Genomic DNA, 20,561 nt, shown 5'->3' on the forward strand with positions numbered 1-20,561 from the left:
CGCGATGCAGATCAAGATCCTGGCACTGGTGCTGGCCGGCGGCAAGGGAACCCGCCTCCACCCCCTGACGGCGGAACGGGCCAAGCCGGCCGTTCCGTTCGGCGGAAAGTACCGGATCGTCGACTTCGTCCTGTCGAACCTGGTCAACTCCGGCGTCTACTCGATCTACGTCATGACCCAGTTCAAGAGCCAGTCGCTGATCCAGCATCTGCGCGACGGCTGGCAGTTCGGCGGCATGCTGAACAACCAGTTCATCGTTCCCGTGCCGGCGCAGATGCGGACGGCCGGCGAGGAATGGTACCGCGGCACCGCCGACGCGGTGTACCAGAACGCCAACCTGATCGAGCAGTCGGAACCGGACCTCGTGCTGCTGTTCGGGGCCGACCACGTCTACCGCATGAATGTGCGTTCGATGATCGAATTCCACCTCGATCGGCGAGCCCAGGTGACGATCTCCGCCCTGCCGGTCGACAAGAAGTTCGCCAAGGACTTCGGCGTCCTGCAGGTGGAGGCCGACGGGCGCATCACCGGCTTCATCGAGAAGCGGGCCGACGCCCCGACCATTCCCGGCCGCCCCGATCAGGTTCTGGCTTCGATGGGCAATTACATCTTCTCGCGCGACTGCCTGCTGAAGATGGTTTACGAGGATGCCGACCGGCAGGACAGCAGCCACGACTTCGGCAAGGACATCCTGCCCCGGCTGGTGGGCGCCTCGGACATGTACGCCTACGACTTCGCGACCAACCGCATCCCCGGCCAGGTGCCGAGCCAGCCCGCGTACTGGCGCGACGTCGGCACGCTCGACGCGTACTACGAGGCCAACATGGACATGCGGGCCATCGACCCGCCCATCGACATCTACAACCGCGCCTGGCCGCTGCGCACCGCCGGCTACTCCGACCCGCCCGCCAAGTTCGCCTTCGACGACGAGGGACGGCGCGGCCTGGCCGTCGACTCGATCCTGTCCGGCGGCACCATCATCTCCGGCGGCTGCGTGCGGCGCTCGGTGCTCGGGCGCTATGTGCGGGTGCACTCCTTCGCCACGGTCGAGGACTGCGTGATCTTCGACAACGTCGAGATCGGCCGCAATTGCCGGATCCGCCGCGCCATCATCGAGAAGAACGTGCACATCCCCCCCGACACCACCATCGGCTACGACGAGGCCGAGGACCGCAGGCGCTATCACGTCTCCGAAACGGGCATCGTCGTCATCGCCGGCCCCCGCTCGCCGGTCAGCCTGACGGTGATGAACGTGTGACGCCGACCGCCCGCTCCGAAGGGATAGGCGATTGGCCGTAGAGCGCGCTCTTCCCGCCGGAAGGGCGGTATGACGATTAGTGCGCTTCCACCGGAGATCGTCAGTCCGTAGCCTGCCCCCATAAGCCCGGGGATCTGGCCGTCCCGTCGCCGACGGGTGGGCGTCGTCCCGTCCGCCGCGAGAGGACATGTGACCACCAGCCGACCGGTCGAAGCCATGGCCGCCGCAGCCTTCGGTGGAGGGAACTCCGCTGCCAACGGAGCGAACGACCTGTTCGCCGGGGGCGGACTCATGGGCCGGCGGATGGCCGCGACGGACTGGTCGGCGACGCCGCTCGGCCCACCCGACCGCTGGCCGCTCAGCCTTCGCACGGCCGTACGCATCATCCTGATGTCCCGCTACCCGATGTTCGCCTGGTGGGGGCCGGACCTCATCAACCTCTACAACGACGCGTACATTCCGGTGCTGGGCGCCCGCCATCCCGCCGCGCTCGGCCGCCCCGCCCCGGAGATCTGGGCCGAGATCTGGCCGGTGGTCGGCCCGCGCGCGGCCAGCGTCCTCAACAAGGGCGAAGCCACCCTCGACCGCGATCTGCTGCTGATGATGGAGCGCTACGGCGCTCCCGAAGAGACCTACTTCACCTTCTCCTACAGCCCCCTGCCGGACGATTCCGGGGCGGTCGGCGGCGTCTTCTGCGCCTGCACGGAGGAGACGCAGAAGGTCGTCGGCCAGCGCCGCCTCGCCCTGCTGCGCGAGCTGGCGGCGGACACCGCCGAGTGCCGCTCGGAGCGCGACGCCTGCACCGCCGCGGCCGCCGCGCTCGCCCGCGACCGCTTCGACCTGCCCTTCGCCGCCCTCTATCTCGCCGACGGCGACGGGATGCTGCGTCTGAGCGGCCTCGCCGGGTTTCCCGCCGAGCATCCCGCCTGCCCGGCGACGGTCCCGGCCGCTTCGGATTCGCCCTGGTCCTTCTCCGACGTCCTCGCCACCGGCGAGGCACGCGTCATCGAGGGTCTGTCCACCCGCTTCCACGATCTTCCCACGGGTGCCTGGGAGCGTCCCCCGGAGCGCGCCATCGTCCTGCCGTTGTCGGCGTCCGGCCATGACCGGCCGGCGGGAGCGGTGGTGCTCGGGCTCAACCCGATGCGCCCGCTGGACGAGGAGATCCGCGGCTTCGCCGGCCTGGTGGCCGGTCAGATCGCGGCCGCCGTCGCGACCGCCCGGGCCTACGCGGAGGAGCGCCGCCGCGCCGAGGCACTGGCCGAGATCGATCGTGCCAAGACCGCCTTCTTCTCCAACGTGAGCCACGAGTTCCGCACGCCGCTCACCCTCCTGCTGGGGCCGCTCGAGGAGGCCTTGGCGCTGCCCGGCGACACGCCGGCGGCGGCCGCCCAGGAGCATCTGGCGGTGGCGCACCGCAACGGCCTGCGGCTGCTCCGGCTGGTCAACGCCCTGCTCGACTTCGCCCGCATCGAGGCGGGGCGGACCGAGGCGGCGTTCGAGCCGGTCGATCTCGCCGCCCTGACCGCCGATCTCGCCGGCAACTTCCGCTCGGCCTGCCAGCACGCCGGGCTGACGCTGACGGTCGACGCCCCGCCGCTGCCGCAGCCGGTGTACGTCGACGGCGACATGTGGGAGAAGATCCTCCTGAACCTGCTGTCCAACGCCTTCAAGTTCACCCTGCGGGGCGGCATCGCGGTGACGGTGCGGGCCCGCGGCGCGGCGGCCGAGATCAGCGTGCGCGACACCGGGATCGGCATACCGCCGGCCGAGCTGCCGCGGCTGTTCGAACGCTTCCACCGCATCGAAGGCGCACGCGGCCGCAGCGTCGAGGGCACCGGCATCGGTCTCGCCCTGGTGCAGGAACTGGTGACGCTGCATGGCGGTGCCATCACCGTCGACAGCGCGCCGGACCGGGGCAGCACCTTCACGGTCACCCTGCCCTTCGGCACCGGCCATCTGCCGCACCGTCCCCGCGTCGGACAGGAGAGCTCTCCCGCCGCCCGCTTCGGGCTGAACGCCGACGCCTTCGTCGAGGAGGCGGTGCACTGGCTGCCCGATCCCGCGGCGGCACCGGCCGACGGGCCGCCCAGGCCGGAGCCGCCGGCGGATGCCGGCGGCGTGCCCGGCGAGGGCGGCCGGGTGCTGCTGGCCGATGACAACGCCGACATGCGGAACTACCTGCGCCGCCTGCTGCAGAGCCACTATGCGGTGGAGGCGGTGGCCGACGGCACGGCGGCGCTCGCGGCGGCGCGGAGGGAGCGGCCGGACCTGGTGGTGACGGACGTGATGATGCCGGGCCTCGACGGGTTCGCGCTGCTGCGGGCCCTGCGCGCCGAGCCGACCACCCGCGACGTGCCGGTGATCCTGCTGTCCGCCCGCGCCGGCGAGGAGGCGCGGGTCGAAGGCCTGAGCGCCGGCGCCGACGACTACCTGACCAAGCCGTTCGCGGCACGCGAGCTGGTCGCCCGCGTCCGCGTCAACCTCGAGCTGGCCCGCCAGCGGCGCATCGCGGCCGAAGCGGTCCGCGCCAGCGACGCCCGCTTCGCCGCCGTGGTCGAGCAGGCCACCGCCGGCCTCAGCCAGATCGACACCGAGGGCCGCTTCACCGCCGCCAACGAGTTCTTCTGCCGTCTGGTCGGCCGCGCCGAGAACCGGTTGGCCGGCGTCCGCGTGCACGACGTCGTCCATCCCGACGATCTCGGGCGGACGCTGTCCCTCATCGCCCGCGCCGTCGAGACGGGCGTGCCGTTCACGGCCGAGACGCGCTTCCTCCGGCCGGACGGCCGGGTCGTCTGCGGCGAGAACGCCGTGGCACCGCTGCGCGACCGCGACGGCCGGGTCGACCGGCTGCTCGCCGTCACGGTCGACGTGACCGACCGCAAGCGCGCCGAGGCGGCCCTGCGGGAGAGCGAGGAGCGCCTGCGCCTCGCCCTCGACGCCACGGGACTCGGCACCTGGGACGTCGATCCGCCGACCGGTCGGCGCCGCTGGTCGGCCGAGTTCAAGCGCATCCTCGGCCTGCCTCCCGAGATGGCGGCGGACTACGAGCTGTTCGAACGGCTGATCCACCCCGAGGATCGGGACCGCGTGGTCGGGAACTACCGCGCCGCCTTCGGCCCCGGCCAACGCGGCGGTCATGAGGACGAGTTCCGAATCCGGCGGGCGGACGACGGCGAGGAGCGATGGGTGCACGTCCGCGGCCGCGTCCACCGCGACGGGGACGGCCGTGCGGTGCGGGCCGTCGGCACCCTTCTCGACGTCACCGACCGCCGCCGTGCCGAGGAGGCGCTGCGCGCCCGCCAGGGCGAGCTGGAGACGGTGCTGGCCACGGTGCCCGCCGCCGTCTGGTTCACCCGCGACCCCGAGGGGCGGCGCATCCAGGGCAACCACCACGCCATCCGTCTGTTCGGTCCGCCACCCGGCGCGGCGGACGGGCAGCCGACCGACGTGACGATCTGCCGCGACGGTGTCCCCGTGCCGCCGGGATCGCTGCCCGTCCAGCAGGCCCTCGCCGGGACCGAAGTGCGCGGACAGGAGCTGGAGGTCCGTTTCGCCGACGGCGCCAGCATGGTCGTCCTGGCCAACGCCATGCCGCTGCGCGACGACGCCGGGCGGGTGGTGGGCGCGGTCGGCGCCTCGATCGACATCAGCGAGCGCAAGCTGGCCGAGGAGCGCCAGAAGCTGCTGCTGGCCGAGCTCAACCACCGGGTCAAGAACACCCTCGCCACGGTGCAATCGGTGGCGCAGCAGACATTGCGCAGCGCCCCATCGCCGCAGGTCTTCATCGAGACGTTCACCGGCCGCCTGCTGGCGCTGAGCCAGACGCACGACCTGCTCACCCGCGAGGCGTGGCACGGCGCCTCGCTCGGCCACGTTGTCCAGCGCACCCTGGCTCCCTACATCGCCAGGGAGAGGCACCGGGCCACCATCGGTGGGCCGGACCTGCGCCTCGGCCCGAACGCGGCGGTGACCCTCAGCATGGCCTTCCACGAACTGACGACCAACGCCATAAAGTACGGCGCCCTGTCGCACGCCCAGGGACGGATCGACGTCACCTGGTCGATCCACAGGGATACCGGGGGCGCCACCGTTGACGTATGCTGGACGGAGAGCGGCGGTCCGCCGGTCGCGCCCCCGCCGCGGCGGGGGTTCGGTTCCCGTCTGATCGAACAGGGTGTCGCCCGGGAACTGAACGCCGTCGTCCAGCTCGATTTCGCCCCCAGCGGCCTGTCGTGCCGCATGCGGCTGCCGATCTCCAACAAGGTGATGTTGCCATGACCGCCGAGGAACAACTGTCCGGACTGCGCCTCCTGCTCGTGGAGGACGAGGCGATGGTCGCGATGATGCTGGAGGACATGCTGGGCGATCTCGGCTGCGAGGTCGTGGGTCCGGCCGCCAGCGTCGCCCAGGCCCTCGAACTCGCCACCGGCGCCGCGCTGGACGCCGCCATCCTCGACGTCAACGTCGGCGGCGAGCCCATCTATCCCGTCGCCGAGCGGCTGGCGGAACGGGGGGTGCCCTTCGTCTTCACCACCGGCTACGGCGCCGCGGACATCGACGTGCGGTTCGCCGACGCCCCCGCCCTGCAGAAGCCCTTCAGCCCCCCCAGCCTGTACGACGCCCTGGCCGACGCCGTGCGGCGGCGCTCCTGACGGTTCTTCGGGCGCCGGGCGGGCGAGGCGGCGTCAGCGCACCACCGGCCGCCGCGGCCGCCGCGGCCGGTAGCGCAACTGCTCGATCCGGTCGATGAGCTCGCCCACCGCCACCGCGTCGTCGAGCCGGCCGCCACGCGCCAACCCTTTGGCATAGGCGGCGAGGGCGCCGATCACCGCGCGTTCGTCGGTCACCCCGTGCACCGGCTGGCCGGCACGGTCGACGATCAGGACGCCGAGCGCCGCCAGCGCCTCGGCCACGTCGTTCACCGCCTGCACCAACTCGCCTTCCTCCTCTTCGGCGACGCCGAGCACGGGCTCCAGCACGTCGGCCAGGGAGGCTCCTTCGGTCGACCAGCTCATCCTTTCGCTCTCCGGGAGCGCCCCCGGGGGAGGCCGCTCCGTCAACGGTGGATCCGGGACCCGGACGGGCCGGGCTTTCCTGGAGAACAGCCGGCACAGCGGTTGGTGCCGTGCCCCCCTCGGAAGCGGTTTTGCGCTGGATCAATGTCGCCACATCATCCCCCTCCCTACAATCCGCCGACCAAAAAGAGGGCACCTGGGAGGACAGCATGTTCCAGGTACGCATTCATGGGCGCGGCGGACAGGGGGCCGTCACGGCGGCCGAGATGCTCGCGGTCGCGGCCTTCAAGGAAGGCCGGCACGCCCAGGCCTTCCCCAGCTTCGGGTCGGAACGGACGGGGGCCCCCGTCGTCGCCTTCTGCCGCATCGCCGACCGGGAGATCCGCACGCGCGAGCCGGTCCAGGCGCCCGACGCGCTGATCGTCCTCGATCCCACCCTGTTCCAGGCGGTGGACGTCTTCCAGGGGCTAACCGACGCCGGTTGCCTGCTGGTCAACTCGGCCCAGGGCTTTGAGGCCCTGCACCTCGCCGACCGCGTGGCCCGCCTCCCGCCGGGCCACGCCCGCTGCGTGCCGGCCACCGAGATGGCCCGCCTCCACGTCGGCCGCCCGGTCCCCAACGCCGCCCTGCTCGGCGGCTTCGCCGCGGTCACCGGCCAGGTCGGCATCGACTCCGTGCTGGCGGCGATCCGCGAGACCTTCCCCGGCGCCGTCGGGGAGGCCAACGCCAAGGCGGCCATGGCCGCCTACGACCACTGCCTCTCCTGAAGGGGATGCGCCCATGCTGAAGCAGATCGAAGGCAGCCACGCGATGGCGGAAGCCATCGCCCTCTGCCGCCCCGAGGTCATCTGCGCCTATCCCATCACGCCGCAGACCCACATCGTCGAGGGGCTCGGCGCGCTGGTGCGCGGCGGCCGGCTCCGGGGCTGCGAGTTCATCAACGTCGAGTCGGAGTTCGCGGCGCTGTCGGTCGCCATCGGCGCCTCGGCGGCCGGGGCGCGGGCCTACACCGCCACCGCCAGCCAGGGCCTGCTGTTCATGATGGAGGCGGTCTACAACGCCGCCGGCCTCGGCCTGCCCATCGTCATGACCTTGGGCAACCGCGCCATCGGCGCCCCCATCAACATCTGGAACGACCATTCCGACGCCATGTCGGTGCGCGACGCCGGCTGGATCATGCTGTTCGCCGAGACCAACCAGGAGGCGGTCGACCTGCACGTCCAGGCCTTCCGCCTGGCCGAGGAGCTGTCCTGCCCGGTGATGGTCAACGTCGACGGCTTCATCCTCACCCACGCGGTCGAGCGCATCGACCTGCCCTCCCAGGAGCAGGTGGACGCCTTCCTGCCGCCCTTCGAGCCGGTGCAGGTGCTCGATCCCGCCGAGCCCGTGTCGATGGGCGCCATGGTCGGCCCCGACGCCTTCATGGAGGTGCGCTATCTCGCCCATCACACGCAGATGCGGGCCCTGGAGCGCATCCCGGAGCTGGCGGTGGAGTTCAAGTCCCTGTTCGGGCGCGAATCCGGCGGGTTGGTGCGGCCCTACCGGATCGACGGCGCCGAGACCGTCGTCGTCGCCATGGGCTCGGTGATGGGCACGGTGAAGGACACGGTGGACGCCCTGCGCGACGCCGGCCACGCCGTGGGCGCGCTGTCGCTGTGCGCGTTCCGCCCCTTCCCTCTCGACGACGTGCGCGACGCCCTGCTCGACGCACGCCGCGTCGTCGTGCTGGAGAAGGCGCTGGCGGTGGGCATGGGCGGCATCCTCGCCAGCCACGTCCGCATGGCCCTGCGCGGCTTCGGCAGCCGCGTCTACACCCTGATCGCCGGCCTGGGCGGCCGGCCGATCTTCCAGGCCTCGCTGGCCGAGTTCCTGTGCAAGGTGGAGCGCGAGCCCCACTACGACGTGCATTTCCTCGACCTCAAGGCCGACGTGGTCGAGGCGGAGATCGCCCGCATGCAGGCGACCCGCCGCTCCGGCCCCACGGCCGAGAACGTCCTGCGCCGCATGGGCGCCGGCGGCGTCCTGTAACGGGGGAGCGATGCCATGGCCCAGACCGTCAAGTTCTACCAGACCGGCACGCTGACCGTCGGCAACCGGCTGCTCGACCCGGAGACCCGCACCGTCCAGTCCTCCCAGGACCGCGCCAACGCACTGACCTGCGGCCACCGCGCCTGCCAGGGCTGCGGCGAGGCGCTGGGCGCGCGCTACGCCATCGACGCCGCCATGCGCGCCGCCGGCCGCGACCTCGTCTGCGTCAACGCGACCGGCTGCCTGGAGGTGTTCACCACCCCCTATCCCGAGACGTCGTGGCAGGTCGCCTGGCTGCACTCGCTGTTCGGCAACGCCGCGGCGGTGGCCTCGGGGGTGGCCGCGGCGATGCGGGTGAAGGGCCGCAGGACCCGCGTCGTCGCCCAGGGCGGCGACGGCGGCACCACCGACATCGGTTTCGGCTGCCTGTCCGGCATGTTCGAGCGCAACGACGACGTGCTCTACATCTGCTACGACAACGAGGCCTACATGAACACCGGCGTGCAGCGCTCCAGCGCCACGCCGCCCGCCGCGCGCACCGCCACCACCCCGGCGGTCGGCGCGGCGCCGGGCAACGTCTTCGGCACGGGCAAGAACCTGCCGCTGATCGCCATGGCCCACGCCATCCCCTACGTCGCCACCGCCTCGGTCGCCGACCTGCACGACCTGGAGGCCAAGGTGACCAGGGCGATGGGCATCCGCGGCGCCCGCTACGTCCACATCCTGGTGCCCTGCCCGCTCGGCTGGGGTGCCGCCAGCCACGACACCATCCGCCTGGCGCGGCTGGCCGTGGAGAGCGGCCTGTTCCCCCTGTTCGAGGCCGAGCACGGCGAGGTCACCGCGTCGCGCGCCATCCGCCGCCGGGTGCCCGTGGCGGAGTACCTCAAGCCGCAGAAGCGCTTCGCCCACCTGTTCGCACCCGGCGACGCCCACGCCGCGGCGGCGCTCGCCCGCCTGCAGGCCATGGCGGACGCCAACATCTGCCGCTTCAACCTGCTCCGCCCCGAGGAGGCCGCGTGATGTCCGACCATCCCTTCGCCATCACCCTCGACGTCGGCAGCTCGCTCGCCAACCGCACCGGCTCGTGGCGCACGCGCCGGCCGGTCTACGCCGACCACCTGCCGCCCTGCAACGGCCGCTGCCCGGCCGGCGAGGACATCCAGGGCTGGCTGTTCCACGCCGAGAGCGGCGACTACCGCACGGCGTGGGAGGTGCTGATGCGGGACAACCCGCTGCCCGCAATCATGGGGCGCGCCTGCTACCACACCTGCGAGGACGCCTGCAACCGTGCCAGGCTCGACCAGCCCGTCAGCATCCACGCGGTGGAGCGCTTCCTCGGCGACCTCGCCATCCGCGAGGGCTGGCGGGTCGAACCCGGCGCCCCCACGGGCAGGCGGGTGCTGGTGATCGGCGCCGGCCCGTCGGGCCTGTCGGCCGCCTACCACCTCGCCCGCCTTGGGCACGCGGTGACCGTCGCCGACGCCGGCCCCAAGGCCGGCGGCATGCTGCGCTTCGGCATCCCCAAGTACCGCCTGCCGCGCGAAATCCTCGACGCCGAGGTGCGGCGCATCCTCGCCATGGGCGTGGAGCTGCGGCTGGACACCAGGATCGACGACATCCCCGCGGCCATGGCGGCCGGCGGCCACGACGCCTGCTTCGCCGCCATCGGCGCCCACCTCGCCCGGCGGGTGGAGATCCCGGCGGTGGCGGCCGGCCGCATCCTCGACGCCGCGTCCGTGCTGCGCAGCATGGAGACGGGCGGCGAGCCGCCCCGGCTGGGCCGGCGCGTGGTGGTCTACGGCGGCGGCAACACCGCCATCGACGTCGCCCGCACCGCCAAGCGGCTGGGAGCCGAGGAGGCGCTGATCGTCTACCGTCGCACCCGGGAGATGATGCCGGCCCACGATTTCGAGGTCGAGGAGGCGCTGGAGGAAGGCGTCGTCATGCGCTGGCTCTCCACCATCAGGCGCATGGACGAGGGCGCGCTGGTGGTGGAGCGGATGGAACTGGACGAGGACGGCTGGCCCAAGCCGACCGGCGCGTTCGACACCATCGCCGGCGACACCCTGATCCTGGCGCTGGGGCAGGACGTCGACACCTCGGTGATCGAGGCGGTGCCGGGCGTCACCGTCAACCAGGACCACACCATCGCCGTCGGCGCCGACCTGCAGACCGGCTATCCCGGGCTGTTCTGCGGCGGCGACATGGTGCCGGCCGAGCGCACGGTGACGGTGGCGGTCGGCCACGGCAAGAAGGCGGCCCGCCACATCGACGCCTATCTGCGCGGCTGCACCCTCGCGCCGGCGGACAAGCCCGCCGCGGCGACCTACGAGCGCCTCAACACCTGGTACTACACCGACGCGCCGCAGACGGTGCAGCCGGTCCTCGACGCCCTGCGCCGCCGCACCACTTTCGAGGAGGTCAAGGGCGGGCTCGACGAAGGCACCGCCCTGTTCGAGGCGCGGCGTTGCCTGTCCTGCGGCAACTGCTTCGAGTGCGACAACTGCTTCGGCGTGTGCCCCGACAACGCCGTCGTCAAGCTGGGGCCGGGCAAGCGCTTCCGCATCGACTACGACTTCTGCAAGGGCTGCGGCCTGTGCGCCGCGGAATGCCCCTGCGGCGCCATCGACATGGTCGACGAGGAGATCTGAACGACGAACGCCGGGGCGAAGGTCATTCCGGCAAGAAGTCGTCTGCCATCATCCGGTCGAACGTCCAGGGACAGGCGGCGGGAAAGCGATCCTCGGCGGAACCGGTTTCCCGTTGCGCCCCGATCAGGGCATCGGCGTACGCGTCGGCGACGGTTTCGTCGAGAACCGCCTTCAGGCTGGGGTTCTTGCGCAGCAGGCGGGCGATGCGCTGACGCTGCTCCTTGATCGTCAGGCGCCAGGAGTTCCCGCGCAGCACCGGCTGATGCTGCCATTTCAGCAGGCGCAGCAACAGGACGGTCAGCCGGTTCTCCAACTGCTGCTGCTCGCTGCGCCCCATGCTCTCGATCTCCTCGGCGATGTTGGCGATGTCGGCGTCCGCGAGCTTGCCGGCGCGCAGCAGAGCGGCCTGCTCGTTGGTCCAGGCGTAGAAATCGCCTTCGTGGGAGGTGTTGCCCATCTCGATCACTCCGGTTGTGCGGCGCGCCGATCACTTTAACATGCACGGGCCACCGGAGGTGACCGCCCATGCCCCGAGACGCCCCGCGCAGCGACGCCGAGACGCGCAGCGATGCCGCCGCCGCCGAAGCGGAACGGATCTACCGCTGTGCCCGCTGCGGGGCGGAGGTGACGCGGGGGCGCTGGGAGATCGCCGTCGGCGGCGACCACCAACGGACGGTCTTCAACCCGGCCGGCATCGTCTTCCGCATCCTCTGTTTCGGCGAAGCCCCCGGCGCCGGCGCGGTGGGGGCGCCGACCGCGGACTTCTCGTGGTTCGCCGGCTACGCCTGGAGCGTCGCCCTGTGCCGGTCCTGCGGCGCCCACCTGGGCTGGCGCTTCGTCGGCGAAGGGCCACCGCCCCTGTTCTTCGCGCTGATCAGGGCGGCCCTGACGGTGTCTTGGCGCTGAGGCCGGCCGCCAGCTCCGCCAGCGCCTCGGCCGAGGGGATGCGGGTGCGGGCCGCCGCCTCCCGGTCCAGACGCTCGCGCAGCAGCGGCGTCATGCCACCGCCGGGAGGTGCCGGCGCGTCGACCGGCTCCGCCGGCCGCGCCGGCGGCTCCGCCGCGAACCGCTGCAGCGCCTTGACGTACCAGGCGACGGCCCAGCGGGCGCCGGGCTCCACCTGATGGGCGTGGGAGGCCATGCGGCCGACGCCCGTCTCGATGACGCGCACGATGGCGTCCGCCGGCAGGGCGCGCAGCCGCGGGTCGTCGAAGCCCGGCGGATGCGGGACGTAGCGCCCGGCCGCCATGCCGTCGCCGTCGCCGGCCGGCCCATGGCAGGGGGCGCAGAAGGCGGCGTAGCCGCGCTGACCCCGCTCCAGCAGCGCCGCCGTCACGGGCGGCGGCGCCGTGCCGGGCTCGGCCGGGTCGAAGGGGACGGTGCCGGGAACCGGCGGCTGCGCGACGCTGCCGTCGGGGAACAGCGCCGCCCGCTCGTAGGGGTCGTAGCGCGGCTGCTGGGCCATGTCGTCGCAGGCCGCCAGGACGCCCAGCGCGAGGACCAGCGGCAGCGCCCGCATCACGCCCCCTCCCCCGCCGGCCGGTCGGCGACGCGGGCGAGATAGGTGGTGCGCGGCCGCGTGCCGAGCTCGCCCAGCAGGACGTAGTGGCGCGGGCTGCGGCGGGTCCGGGCGACGGCGCCGTCGGCGTCGGCGAGGTCGCCGAAGACGATGGCGTCGGTCGGGCAGGCGCTCTGGCAGGCGGTGCGCACCGCGCCGGGCGGCTGGCCGTCGCGCCGGGCGGCGTTGATGCGCTGGACGCAATAGGTGCACTTCTCCATCACGCCGCGGGCGCGCACCGTCACGTCGGGGTTGCGCAGCGGCCGCACGCCCGGCGACTCGCGACCGGCGTAGTCGAAGAAGTTGAACCGCCGCACCTCGTAGGGGCAGTAGGCGGCGCAGGTCCGGGTGCCGATGCAGCGGTTGTAGACCATCTGGTTCAGCCCGTCGGGCCCGTGCACCGTGGCGTTGACCGGACAGCCCATCTCGCACGGCGCCTTCTCGCAATGCATGCAGGGCACCGGCTGGAACAGGACGCGCGGGTTCGCCGCGTCGCCGGCGTAGTAGCGGTCGATGCGCAGCCAGTGCATCTCGCGCCCCCGCGCGACCTCGCCGCGGCCGACCACGGGAACGTTGTTCTCCGCCTGGCAGGCGATCACGCAGGCGTTGCAGCCGATGCAGGCGTCGAGGTCGATGACCATGCCCCAGGCGGGCGAGCCGTAATCCCGGTCGGGATAGAGGGAGGGCGGTTCGGCGTCCGCGGCGGCGGGCTCCGCCCGCAGCGCGTCCGGCGCCACGACCCGGACGATGTCGCGCCCCTCCATGCGGCTGTGGGTCTGGGTGGACACCAGCTCGGCCCCGCCCTCCAGGCGCCGCAGGACCGCCCCGCCGAGCCGCCAGGGAGAGGCGGCGCGGCGCAGCGCGTAGGCGTCGTAGCCGAGCCCCATGCCCACCCCGGCGCCGGCGCGGCGGCCGTGCCCGAGGGTCAGGGTCAGCGTCCGCGGCGCCTGCCCCGGCATCACCCAGACCGCCGCCTCGACCGTGGCACCCCCGGCCGCCACGGCGACCCGGCTGCCCGTCTCCAGCCCGAACCGCTCGGCGAGCGCCGGAGCGACCAGCACGGCGGTGTCCCACGACAGCTTGGTCAGCGGCTTCGGCAGCTCCTGCAGCCAGGCGTTGGCGGCGAACCGGCCGTCCCACACCGTCGGGTCGGGCTGGAACAGCAGGTCGAGGCCGGCCTCGCCGTCGCCCGGCGGCAGGGGCGGCACGGCGAGGCGCTCGACCGCCACCGGCGGCGGCGCGCTGCCGGGAACGTGGCCGAGGCGCAGCGCCTCCTCCCAGCGCGCGCCGGACGCCTCGCCCCACGCCGCGCGCCAGGTGGCACGGACGGCGGCCTCGTCGGACTCCGCCGTGCCGAGGATCGCCGCCAGCAGCGCCGGCAGCGGCCGCCCGCCGTAGAGCGGGCGCAGCATCGGCTGCAGGATCGTCGCGGTGCCGTCCACCGCCCGCGCGTCGCCCCAGCTTTCCAGCTCGTGCGCCAGCGGCAGGTGCCAGTCGCACAGCTCGGCCGTCTCGTCCCGGTGGAGCCCGGCGTGGATCGTCACGTCGACCTTCGCCAGCGCCGCGGCGAAGCCGAGGTCGCCGGGGGACGCGTACGCCGGGTTGGCGTCGAGCACGATCAGCGTGCCGACCCGCCCGGCGGCCATGTCGGCCGCCAGCACCGCCAGGGAGTCCGCCCCGTCCGGTGGCGGCGGGGCGACCGGCTCCACCAGGTCCGACGTCGTGCCGAGGTTGCCGAGGCCGGCGTCGATCGCCAGGGCCAGCGCCTGCGCCTCGGCCGGCAGCCCCGGCCCGGCCAGGAGCAGCCCGCGGCCGGCGTTGGCGCGCAAGGCCGTTGCGGCCTCCGCCACCCAGGCGCGTTCGGCCAGCGACAGCGCCACCGCTCCGGCCGGCGCACCGGCGATGCCGAGCTCCTGGGCGAGCGCCGCCAGCAGGACGGACAGCCGCCCGGCGTCGGCGGCACAGCGGCGATCCGCCACCGCCCCGGTGAGGGTCGGGGTCGCCTCGGCGACCAGCAGCCGGAAGGCGGCGGCGTCGCCCTCGCGGACGGCGGCGCGCCGGCGGGTCCAGCCGCGGGCGTTGGCCACCTGCGCCGGCCCCGGGCCGAGCGGGTCGTCCCCCACCGCCACCACGGCCGCCGCACGCTCCAGCCGCAGGCGGCGGTCCAGCGGCCGGCCGGCGGCGAGTCCCACCGCCGCCTGACGGCCGTAGGGGCCCGCCGGCTCGTGGGCGTGCCAGCGCGCCCGCGGGAACGCCTCCAGGAACGCCGCCACCTGGCGCAGCAGGGTCGGCGACGTCAGCGCGCCCGTCAGCAGCCGGACGCCCTCCCCGCCGACGGCCTCCCAGGACGCCCGCAGGTCCGGCAGGGCCGCGTCGAAGGCGGCCCAGTCCGCCGGAGCGCCGGCGCGCCACGGGGTGCGGGACCGTTCGGGGTCGTAGAGGCCGAGCACGGCCGCCTGGGCGAACACGTCGATCCGCCCCTCCACCAGGGGATGGCGCGGGTTGCCGTCCAGCCGGGTCGGCCGGCCCATGTGGGTCTCCGCCACCACCGGCTGGGCGAAGCCGGCGAGCGTCACCGCCGTGGCGTAGAAGCGCGGCTCCCCGGGCACCTGCTCCTCTGGCGGGTGGACGTAGGGGATCGCCTGCTCCGGCGTGCCGCCGTCGCAGCCGGCGGTGCCGGCCAGCGCCAGGGACGCCGCCATGACCCGCAGCAGGTCGCGCCGGCCGGTCTCCGGCAGCAGCGGCGCCGGCCGGTCCGGCGATCCGGCGTGCTCCTCGAGGCTGCGCCAGGGGGGCGGGGGTGGGGTGCGGGTCATGTCAGCGGTGGCACAGGTTGCAGTTGGTGAGTTCGAGGGCGGGCCGGCCGCGGCTCGCCGCCTCGCGCCGGTGGCAGTCGAGGCAGAAGTCCATGGTCAGCGGCACCGCCTGACGGGTGCGGTGCATCGCCGCCACGTCGCCGTGGCAGGTGGCGCACGCCACGCCCTCGGTCACGTGGGCCCGGTGGTCGAAGAAGGCGTGGTCCGGCAGGGCGGCCACGCGGTTCCAGGAGAGCGGCGGCGGCAGGTCGGGCCGGGTGCCGGTGGCGAGATGGCAGCCCGCGCAGGTCTCCACCGAGGGGAAGCCCGCCATTGGCCCGCGCTCGGCCGTGGTGTGGCAGTAGGCGCAGGCGATGCCGATCTCGCCGACGTGGTGGAAATGGCTGAAGGGGCGCGGCTGCGGTGGGGCGGCCGGCGTGCCGGCGGCGATGCCCGGCGGGATGACGCCGACGAGGCGCAGTGCCACGACGACGACGGCCAGCACCAGGACGCCGATCGCCACACGGGCGACGACGTCGGCGCGGCGCGAGAACACTTGTGCCATGCCTGGGTCGCCTCCCCGTCCGACGTCGCGCGTCTCGCGAAGGTGCAACGCGGCGGGACGGCCGGGGTTCCCCGGCGGGCGGAAACGCAAACGGCCCGCCGGTACGGGCCGGCGGGCCGCTGCGGGCGTACGGGCGCCCAGAGCAAGATCGCTTTTGGCCGATCCGGCCAAAAGCGATCTTGCTCAAAACGTTAGAATGTGGAGCGGGACCGGCGCACGCCGGTCACTTCGTGCGAATCACGGGGGTGAGCTGGTCGCCCCAGTTGCCCGCCTCGTTGTGGTAGCGGGCGGTGCGCATCAGCTCGACGGTGATGCCGGCCTCCACACACTTCACGACCGCCTCGTTCAGCCGGTGCAGGTTGTTGGCCATCATGCGGATGGCGCTCTCCTGCTCCGCGCTCATGGTCGACCCCTCGTCCGGCGGCGCGTCCTGGAAGCCCTTCTTATTGCTCATTCTTTAGTATCCTTCCCTAGCTCTCGGCGTCGTTTGGCGGCGGATGCCGGTGCCCGGGCCCCGGCGCGATCCATTGTTGCCGCGCCGCAGTGCGGCACGCACTCAGTCTTTAGCACAACCGGTGTCGGGGACAAGCCCCCAACCCCGGCCCGCGTCCTCCTGCGCCACCTCCGGGCATTTGATCGCCCGGCCGGGCCGCCGTACCCTGGGTGCCGCGATACCGCCGCCACAGGGAAGACCCGCCATGACCGAACCCGCCGCCGCCACGCACACCGTCGCCTTCCTGGGACTCGGCGTCATGGGCTTTCCCATGGCCGGCCACCTCGCCGCCCGCGGCCACGCCGTGACCGTGTGGAACCGCACCGCCGCCAAGGCCGAGGCGTGGGCCGCCCGGCATCCCGGCCGCGCCGCGGCCAGCGCCGCCGAGGCCGCCGCCGGGGCGGACATGGTCTTCATGTGCGTCGGCAACGACGACGACGTGCGGGCGGTCGCCGGGGCCGCCCTGCCGGCCATGGCGGCCGGCGCCATCCTGGCGGACCACACCACAGCCTCGGCCACGGTGGCCCGCGAGATCGCGGCGGCCGGCCGGGAGCGCGGCGTCCACGTCCTCGACGCGCCGGTCTCCGGCGGCCAGGCGGGCGCGGAGAAGGGCGTGCTCACCGTCATGGTCGGCGGCGACGAGGAGCCCTTCGCGCGGGCCAAGCCGGTCATGGAGGCCTACGGCCGCGCGGTGACGCTGATGGGGCCGACGGGGGCCGGGCAGCTCACCAAGATGGTCAACCAGATCTGCGTCGCCGGGATCGTCCAGGGGCTGTCGGAGGCGCTCGCCTTCGCCCAGCGCGCCGGCCTCGACGCCGCCCGGGCGGTGGAGGTCATCGCCAAGGGGGCGGCCCAGTCCTGGCAGATGGACAACCGCGCCTCCACCATGCTGGCCGACCATTTCGACTATGGATTCGCGGTGGACTGGATGCGCAAGGACCTGGCGATCTGCCTGGCGGAGGCGCGCGGCAACGGCGCCGCCCTGCCCGTCACCGCCCTCATCGACCAGTTCTACGCGGACGTGCAGGCCATGGGCGGCGGCCGCTGGGACACGTCGAGCCTGATCCGCCGCCTGCCGCGCTGAACCGGGCGGGCGCCGCGGCGGGCCTCCGTCACACCGCCATCGTCCCGGCGGCGGCCGGCGCGGCGCCGCGGGCCTCGAACGCCGCGCCGGTCTCCGCCGCGGTCGCCTCCAGCCGGTCCAGGGCGACGTGCCCGTCGCCGCCGCGCAACGCCGCCTCGACGGCCGCCGCCGTCTGCCCCAGCCGCACGGCGCCCATGTTGAGGGCGAAGCCCTTCAGCGTGTGCGCGCAGGTGCGCGCCCGCTCGCCGTCGGCCGCCGCCAGGGCCGTGCGCAGGGAGGCCAGCTGGACGTCGCACTCGCGCACGAAGCGCCGCACCAGGTCGTCGAGCGCGGCGCCCCCCATGATCTCCTCCAGCTCTCCCAGCCGCGCGGCGTCGAGCAGCGGCGCCGCCGGCGGTGGCGGTGCCGGTGGCGGTGGCGGCTGCGGAGCGGCCGCGGAGGGCGGCGGCGCGCCGGCGGCGCAGGCGTCCAGCACCGCCTGCAGCCGGCCCCAGTCCACCGGCTTGACGAGGACGTCGTCCATGCCGGCCTCGCGAAAGGCGGCGGCGTGGGCCGGCAGCGCGTCGGCGGTCAGGGCGATCACCGGCAGCCGGCCCGCCGCTCCGGGGAGGGCGCGGATGGCGCGGGTGGCGGTGGGGCCGTCCATTTCCGGCATGTGCACGTCCATCAGCACGAGATCGGGCGGCTCCGCGGCGGTGCGCAGGCGTTCCACCGCCTCCCGTCCGTCGGCGCACTGCAGGACCGTGTGGCCGTGACGCTCGAGATACTGGCGCAGGACGCTGCGGTTGACCTCGTTGTCGTCGGCGACGAGGACGCGCAGCCGGCGCCCCGCCCCCCCGGCGCTCCATCCGGCGCGGGCGCGATCGATGCCGGCGGCATCGCCCGCCGGCAGGCTCAGCCGCACCGTGAACCGCGAGCCCTGGCCGAGACGGCTCTCCACCTCGATGCGCCCGCCCATCAGCGCGACCAGCCGGTGCGCGATCGACAGCCCCAGCCCGGTGCCGCCGTAGCGCCGGGTCATGGAGGAATCGCCTTGGGCGAAGGGAACGAACAGGCGGGCGATCTGCTCGTCGGTCATGCCGATCCCGGTGTCCGCCACGGCGAGCCGGACCGACGGACCGGCGCCGGCGCCCGGCGTCACCTCCAGCTCCAGGCGGACCTCGCCGGCCTCGGTGAACTTGACGGCGTTGCTCACCAGGTTGAACAGGACCTGCTGCAGGCGGGTGGGATCGCCCTTCACCACGGTCCCCGCCGCGTCGCCGGCCGGCAGGTCGAGGCTCAGGGCGACCCCGCGCCCCTCGGCCATCGGCCGGAAGAGGCGGGCCACGGAGCGGACGACGTCGGCGAGGTCGAGGTCCACCGTCTCCAGGTCGAGGCGGCCGGCATCGATCTTCGACAGGTCCAGCAGGTCGTTGAGCACCGCGAGCAAGGTCCGGGCCGACGTGCGCAGCGTGTCGATGCAGTCCCGCTGCTGGGCGTCGAGCGCGGTGTCGGCGATCAGGTCGGCCATGCCGATGACCCCGGTCAGCGGCGTGCGCAGCTCGTGGCTCATGTTGGCGAGGAAGACCGACTTGGCGGCGTTGGCCTGCTCGGCGGCGCGGCGGGCGTTTTCGAGGTCGGCCTCGATGCGCCGCGTCTCGGTCATGTCGCGGGCGGTCACCGTGACCTGGCGGTCGCCGCCGACGGTGGTCACCGACACCGTCGCCATCACCGGTATGTCGCGGCCGTCGCGGTGGCGCACCGCCAGGCTGCGCCAGTCGGTGAGCGACAGCGAGGCGTCCGGCCCGGCGAGGAAAGCCTCCGCCAGCCCGCCGTGGCGGTCGACCACCCAGGCCGGCAGCAGGTCGCGCAGCGGCCGCCCCGGCAGCGAGCCCTCGGGATGCCCCACGAGGTCGGCCGCCGCCCGGTTGGCCCAGCGGATGACGCCGTCGGTGCCGGCCCCGACCATGGCGTCGGCGGAGATCGCGTTGACCGTCTCCAGGGCGGCCGTCTGCTCGGCCAGCCGGCGCTGGCTGCGGTCGAGGTCCGCCGTCCGCTGTTCGATCATCCCGATGTAGTCGCGGGCCGCCGCCGCCATGTCGGTCAGCTCGACCGGGCCGGCGGTGTCCAGCGTCACCGGTCCGCCGGCGAGGCCGGCCTGCATCTGCCGGCGCAGCCGCTGCAGCGGCCGCACGACGTCGCGCTGCATCAGCAGGGAGAGGAGCAGCACCGCGCCGACGGCGATGCCCAGCGCCGTCGCGAACACCACCCGCATCCGGCCGGCCTCGGCCTCGGTGCTGGCCCGGTGGCGGTCGGCCGCCCGTTCGGCGTCGACGGCGAGCGCGGCGGCCAGGGAGTCGAAGCGCACGCCGCCCTCCGCCAGCCGGCGCACGAGGTTGTCGGTGCGCGCGTCGAGATCGAGGACGGCGGTGCGCAGCGCCAGCAACCCCTCGGCGCCGAGCACCAGCGAGTCCGCCCAGTCCCGGGTCGCCGCCGGCAGGTCCGGCAGCAGGCCGGTGACGGCCGTCCGGGCCTGGGCAACGGCGAGCGCGCTGGGTGCGGTGGCGCCGAGCGCCGCGGCCGCGATCACCGCCTGGGCGGCGGCGCTCCCGTCCGGCGCCTCCCGGCGGCGGCGCAGCTCGGCCAGCGAGCGCGCGAGTTGCGTCTCCCGCTCCAGGCGCAGCCCGGTCAGGCGGACCAGGGCCTCCGCGGCCTCGACCAGCGTGCGGTGCTCGCGGCGCAGGTCCGCCGCCTGCCAGTGGCTGTCGGGAAGGGCGGCGAGCGCGTCGAGCCGCTCGACGAGGGCGCGGCTCGAATCGTCCAGGCGCTCGGCGGCGGTGCGCAGCTCCGACGGCGTCCGCGCCCGGGCGATCGCCGACGCCACCTGCGAGACGTCGCGCGCCGCCACGACGACGCGGTGCGCCGCGTTGAGCAGCGGCAGTTCCCGGACATGGATCGAGGCCGACACGTCGGTCAGCCGGTTGGCCGCCGTCACGAAGATGAAGCCCATCACGCCGACGATCACGGTGACGGTCACCGCGGCGAGGGCGAACCGGGCTGCAATGCTGCGGAACGGTGAAATGGCCGCCTCCCAACGCGGGAAGAACACACTGCAATTGCACGTAGTCGCCG

General features: G+C 73.8%; 16 protein-coding genes. 9 read left to right on the forward strand and 7 right to left on the reverse strand.

Annotated elements, in window-relative coordinates:
* Positions 1-4 precede the first annotated feature (4 nt).
* From glgC to ACSBPG_RS06860, 3 genes are all read left to right on the forward strand, one after another.
* A complete protein-coding gene (glgC, locus tag ACSBPG_RS06850; protein ID WP_435536383.1) occupies positions 5-1,258 on the forward strand; it encodes a glucose-1-phosphate adenylyltransferase in 1,254 nt (417 codons plus the stop codon).
* Positions 1,259-1,447: 189 nt separating this feature from the next.
* Positions 1,448-5,539: a PAS domain S-box protein gene (locus ACSBPG_RS06855; RefSeq protein WP_435536384.1), complete on the forward strand. Its 4,092-nt coding sequence runs from the start codon at positions 1,448-1,450 to the stop codon at positions 5,537-5,539.
* Positions 5,536-5,913, forward strand: coding sequence for a response regulator (locus tag ACSBPG_RS06860; RefSeq protein WP_435536385.1), 378 nt, complete (start codon positions 5,536-5,538; stop codon positions 5,911-5,913). The genes ACSBPG_RS06855 and ACSBPG_RS06860 overlap by 4 nt, the downstream gene beginning before the upstream one ends.
* 33 nt (positions 5,914-5,946) lie before the next feature.
* Here ACSBPG_RS06860 and ACSBPG_RS06865 read toward each other — a convergent pair whose 3' ends face one another.
* Positions 5,947-6,276 (reverse strand): hypothetical protein, encoded by a 330-nt coding sequence (locus tag ACSBPG_RS06865; protein ID WP_435536386.1) that lies wholly within the window; start codon positions 6,274-6,276, stop codon positions 5,947-5,949.
* Between the two features lie 209 nt (positions 6,277-6,485).
* On the opposite strand from ACSBPG_RS06865, the gene ACSBPG_RS06870 reads away from it, so the two are divergent.
* Genes ACSBPG_RS06870 through ACSBPG_RS06885 form a run of 4 tightly spaced genes read left to right on the forward strand, consistent with a single transcriptional unit; the run spans position 6,486 to position 10,955 of the window.
* Positions 6,486-7,043: a 2-oxoacid:acceptor oxidoreductase family protein gene (locus tag ACSBPG_RS06870; protein WP_435536387.1), complete on the forward strand. Its 558-nt coding sequence runs from the start codon at positions 6,486-6,488 to the stop codon at positions 7,041-7,043.
* A gap of 13 nt (positions 7,044-7,056) precedes the next feature.
* Complete coding sequence (locus ACSBPG_RS06875) at positions 7,057-8,304, forward strand: hypothetical protein (protein ID WP_435536388.1); 1,248 nt, start codon at positions 7,057-7,059, stop codon at positions 8,302-8,304.
* A gap of 15 nt (positions 8,305-8,319) precedes the next feature.
* Entirely contained in the window at positions 8,320-9,324 is a 1,005-nt protein-coding gene (locus ACSBPG_RS06880; RefSeq protein WP_435536389.1) for a thiamine pyrophosphate-dependent enzyme, read from the forward strand.
* Positions 9,324-10,955 carry an NAD(P)-binding protein gene (locus tag ACSBPG_RS06885; protein ID WP_435536390.1) on the forward strand — a complete coding sequence of 544 codons (1,632 nt, stop codon included), beginning with the start codon at positions 9,324-9,326 and terminating at the stop codon, positions 10,953-10,955. Before ACSBPG_RS06880 ends, ACSBPG_RS06885 begins: the two co-directional genes overlap by 1 nt.
* Before the next feature lie 22 nt (positions 10,956-10,977).
* Here ACSBPG_RS06885 and ACSBPG_RS06890 read toward each other — a convergent pair whose 3' ends face one another.
* Positions 10,978-11,412 carry a DUF29 domain-containing protein gene (locus ACSBPG_RS06890; protein ID WP_435536391.1) on the reverse strand — a complete coding sequence of 145 codons (435 nt, stop codon included), beginning with the start codon at positions 11,410-11,412 and terminating at the stop codon, positions 10,978-10,980.
* A 68-nt stretch (positions 11,413-11,480) separates the two neighbouring features.
* On the opposite strand from ACSBPG_RS06890, the gene ACSBPG_RS06895 reads away from it, so the two are divergent.
* Positions 11,481-11,861: a cereblon family protein gene (locus ACSBPG_RS06895; RefSeq protein ID WP_435536392.1), complete on the forward strand. Its 381-nt coding sequence runs from the start codon at positions 11,481-11,483 to the stop codon at positions 11,859-11,861.
* On the opposite strand, the gene ACSBPG_RS06900 is transcribed toward ACSBPG_RS06895, so the two are convergent.
* The 4 genes from ACSBPG_RS06900 to ACSBPG_RS06915 all read right to left on the reverse strand — a co-directional run bounded on the left by ACSBPG_RS06900 (position 11,830) and on the right by ACSBPG_RS06915 (position 16,327).
* Positions 11,830-12,474: a c-type cytochrome gene (locus ACSBPG_RS06900; RefSeq protein WP_435536393.1), complete on the reverse strand. Its 645-nt coding sequence runs from the start codon at positions 12,472-12,474 to the stop codon at positions 11,830-11,832. The two genes, ACSBPG_RS06895 and ACSBPG_RS06900, sit on opposite strands and share 32 nt — an antisense overlap.
* Positions 12,474-15,329, reverse strand: coding sequence for a 4Fe-4S dicluster domain-containing protein (locus ACSBPG_RS06905; protein WP_435536394.1), 2,856 nt, complete (start codon positions 15,327-15,329; stop codon positions 12,474-12,476). Before ACSBPG_RS06905 ends, ACSBPG_RS06900 begins: the two co-directional genes overlap by 1 nt.
* Before the next feature lies 1 nt (position 15,330).
* The gene (locus ACSBPG_RS06910; protein WP_435536395.1) at positions 15,331-15,873 is read right to left on the reverse strand and encodes a cytochrome c3 family protein; all 543 of its coding nucleotides are present in this window, start codon (positions 15,871-15,873) and stop codon (positions 15,331-15,333) included.
* A 223-nt stretch (positions 15,874-16,096) separates the two neighbouring features.
* Positions 16,097-16,327: an SMc00767 family acetate metabolism repressor gene (locus ACSBPG_RS06915; RefSeq protein WP_435536396.1), complete on the reverse strand. Its 231-nt coding sequence runs from the start codon at positions 16,325-16,327 to the stop codon at positions 16,097-16,099.
* A gap of 244 nt (positions 16,328-16,571) precedes the next feature.
* Here ACSBPG_RS06915 and ACSBPG_RS06920 point away from each other — a divergent pair, with 244 nt between their 5' ends.
* The gene (locus tag ACSBPG_RS06920; protein ID WP_435536397.1) at positions 16,572-17,450 is read left to right on the forward strand and encodes an NAD(P)-dependent oxidoreductase; all 879 of its coding nucleotides are present in this window, start codon (positions 16,572-16,574) and stop codon (positions 17,448-17,450) included.
* 28 nt (positions 17,451-17,478) lie between these two features.
* Here the strand turns inward: ACSBPG_RS06920 and ACSBPG_RS06925 are convergent, their stop codons facing one another.
* On the reverse strand, positions 17,479-20,538 hold the full coding sequence (locus ACSBPG_RS06925) for an ATP-binding protein (protein WP_435536398.1): 3,060 nt from the start codon (positions 20,536-20,538) through the stop codon (positions 17,479-17,481).
* Positions 20,539-20,561 lie beyond the last annotated feature (23 nt).

This window comes from Azospirillum sp. ST 5-10 (assembly GCF_051225715.1).
Classification (GTDB): domain Bacteria; phylum Pseudomonadota; class Alphaproteobacteria; order Azospirillales; family Azospirillaceae; genus Azospirillum.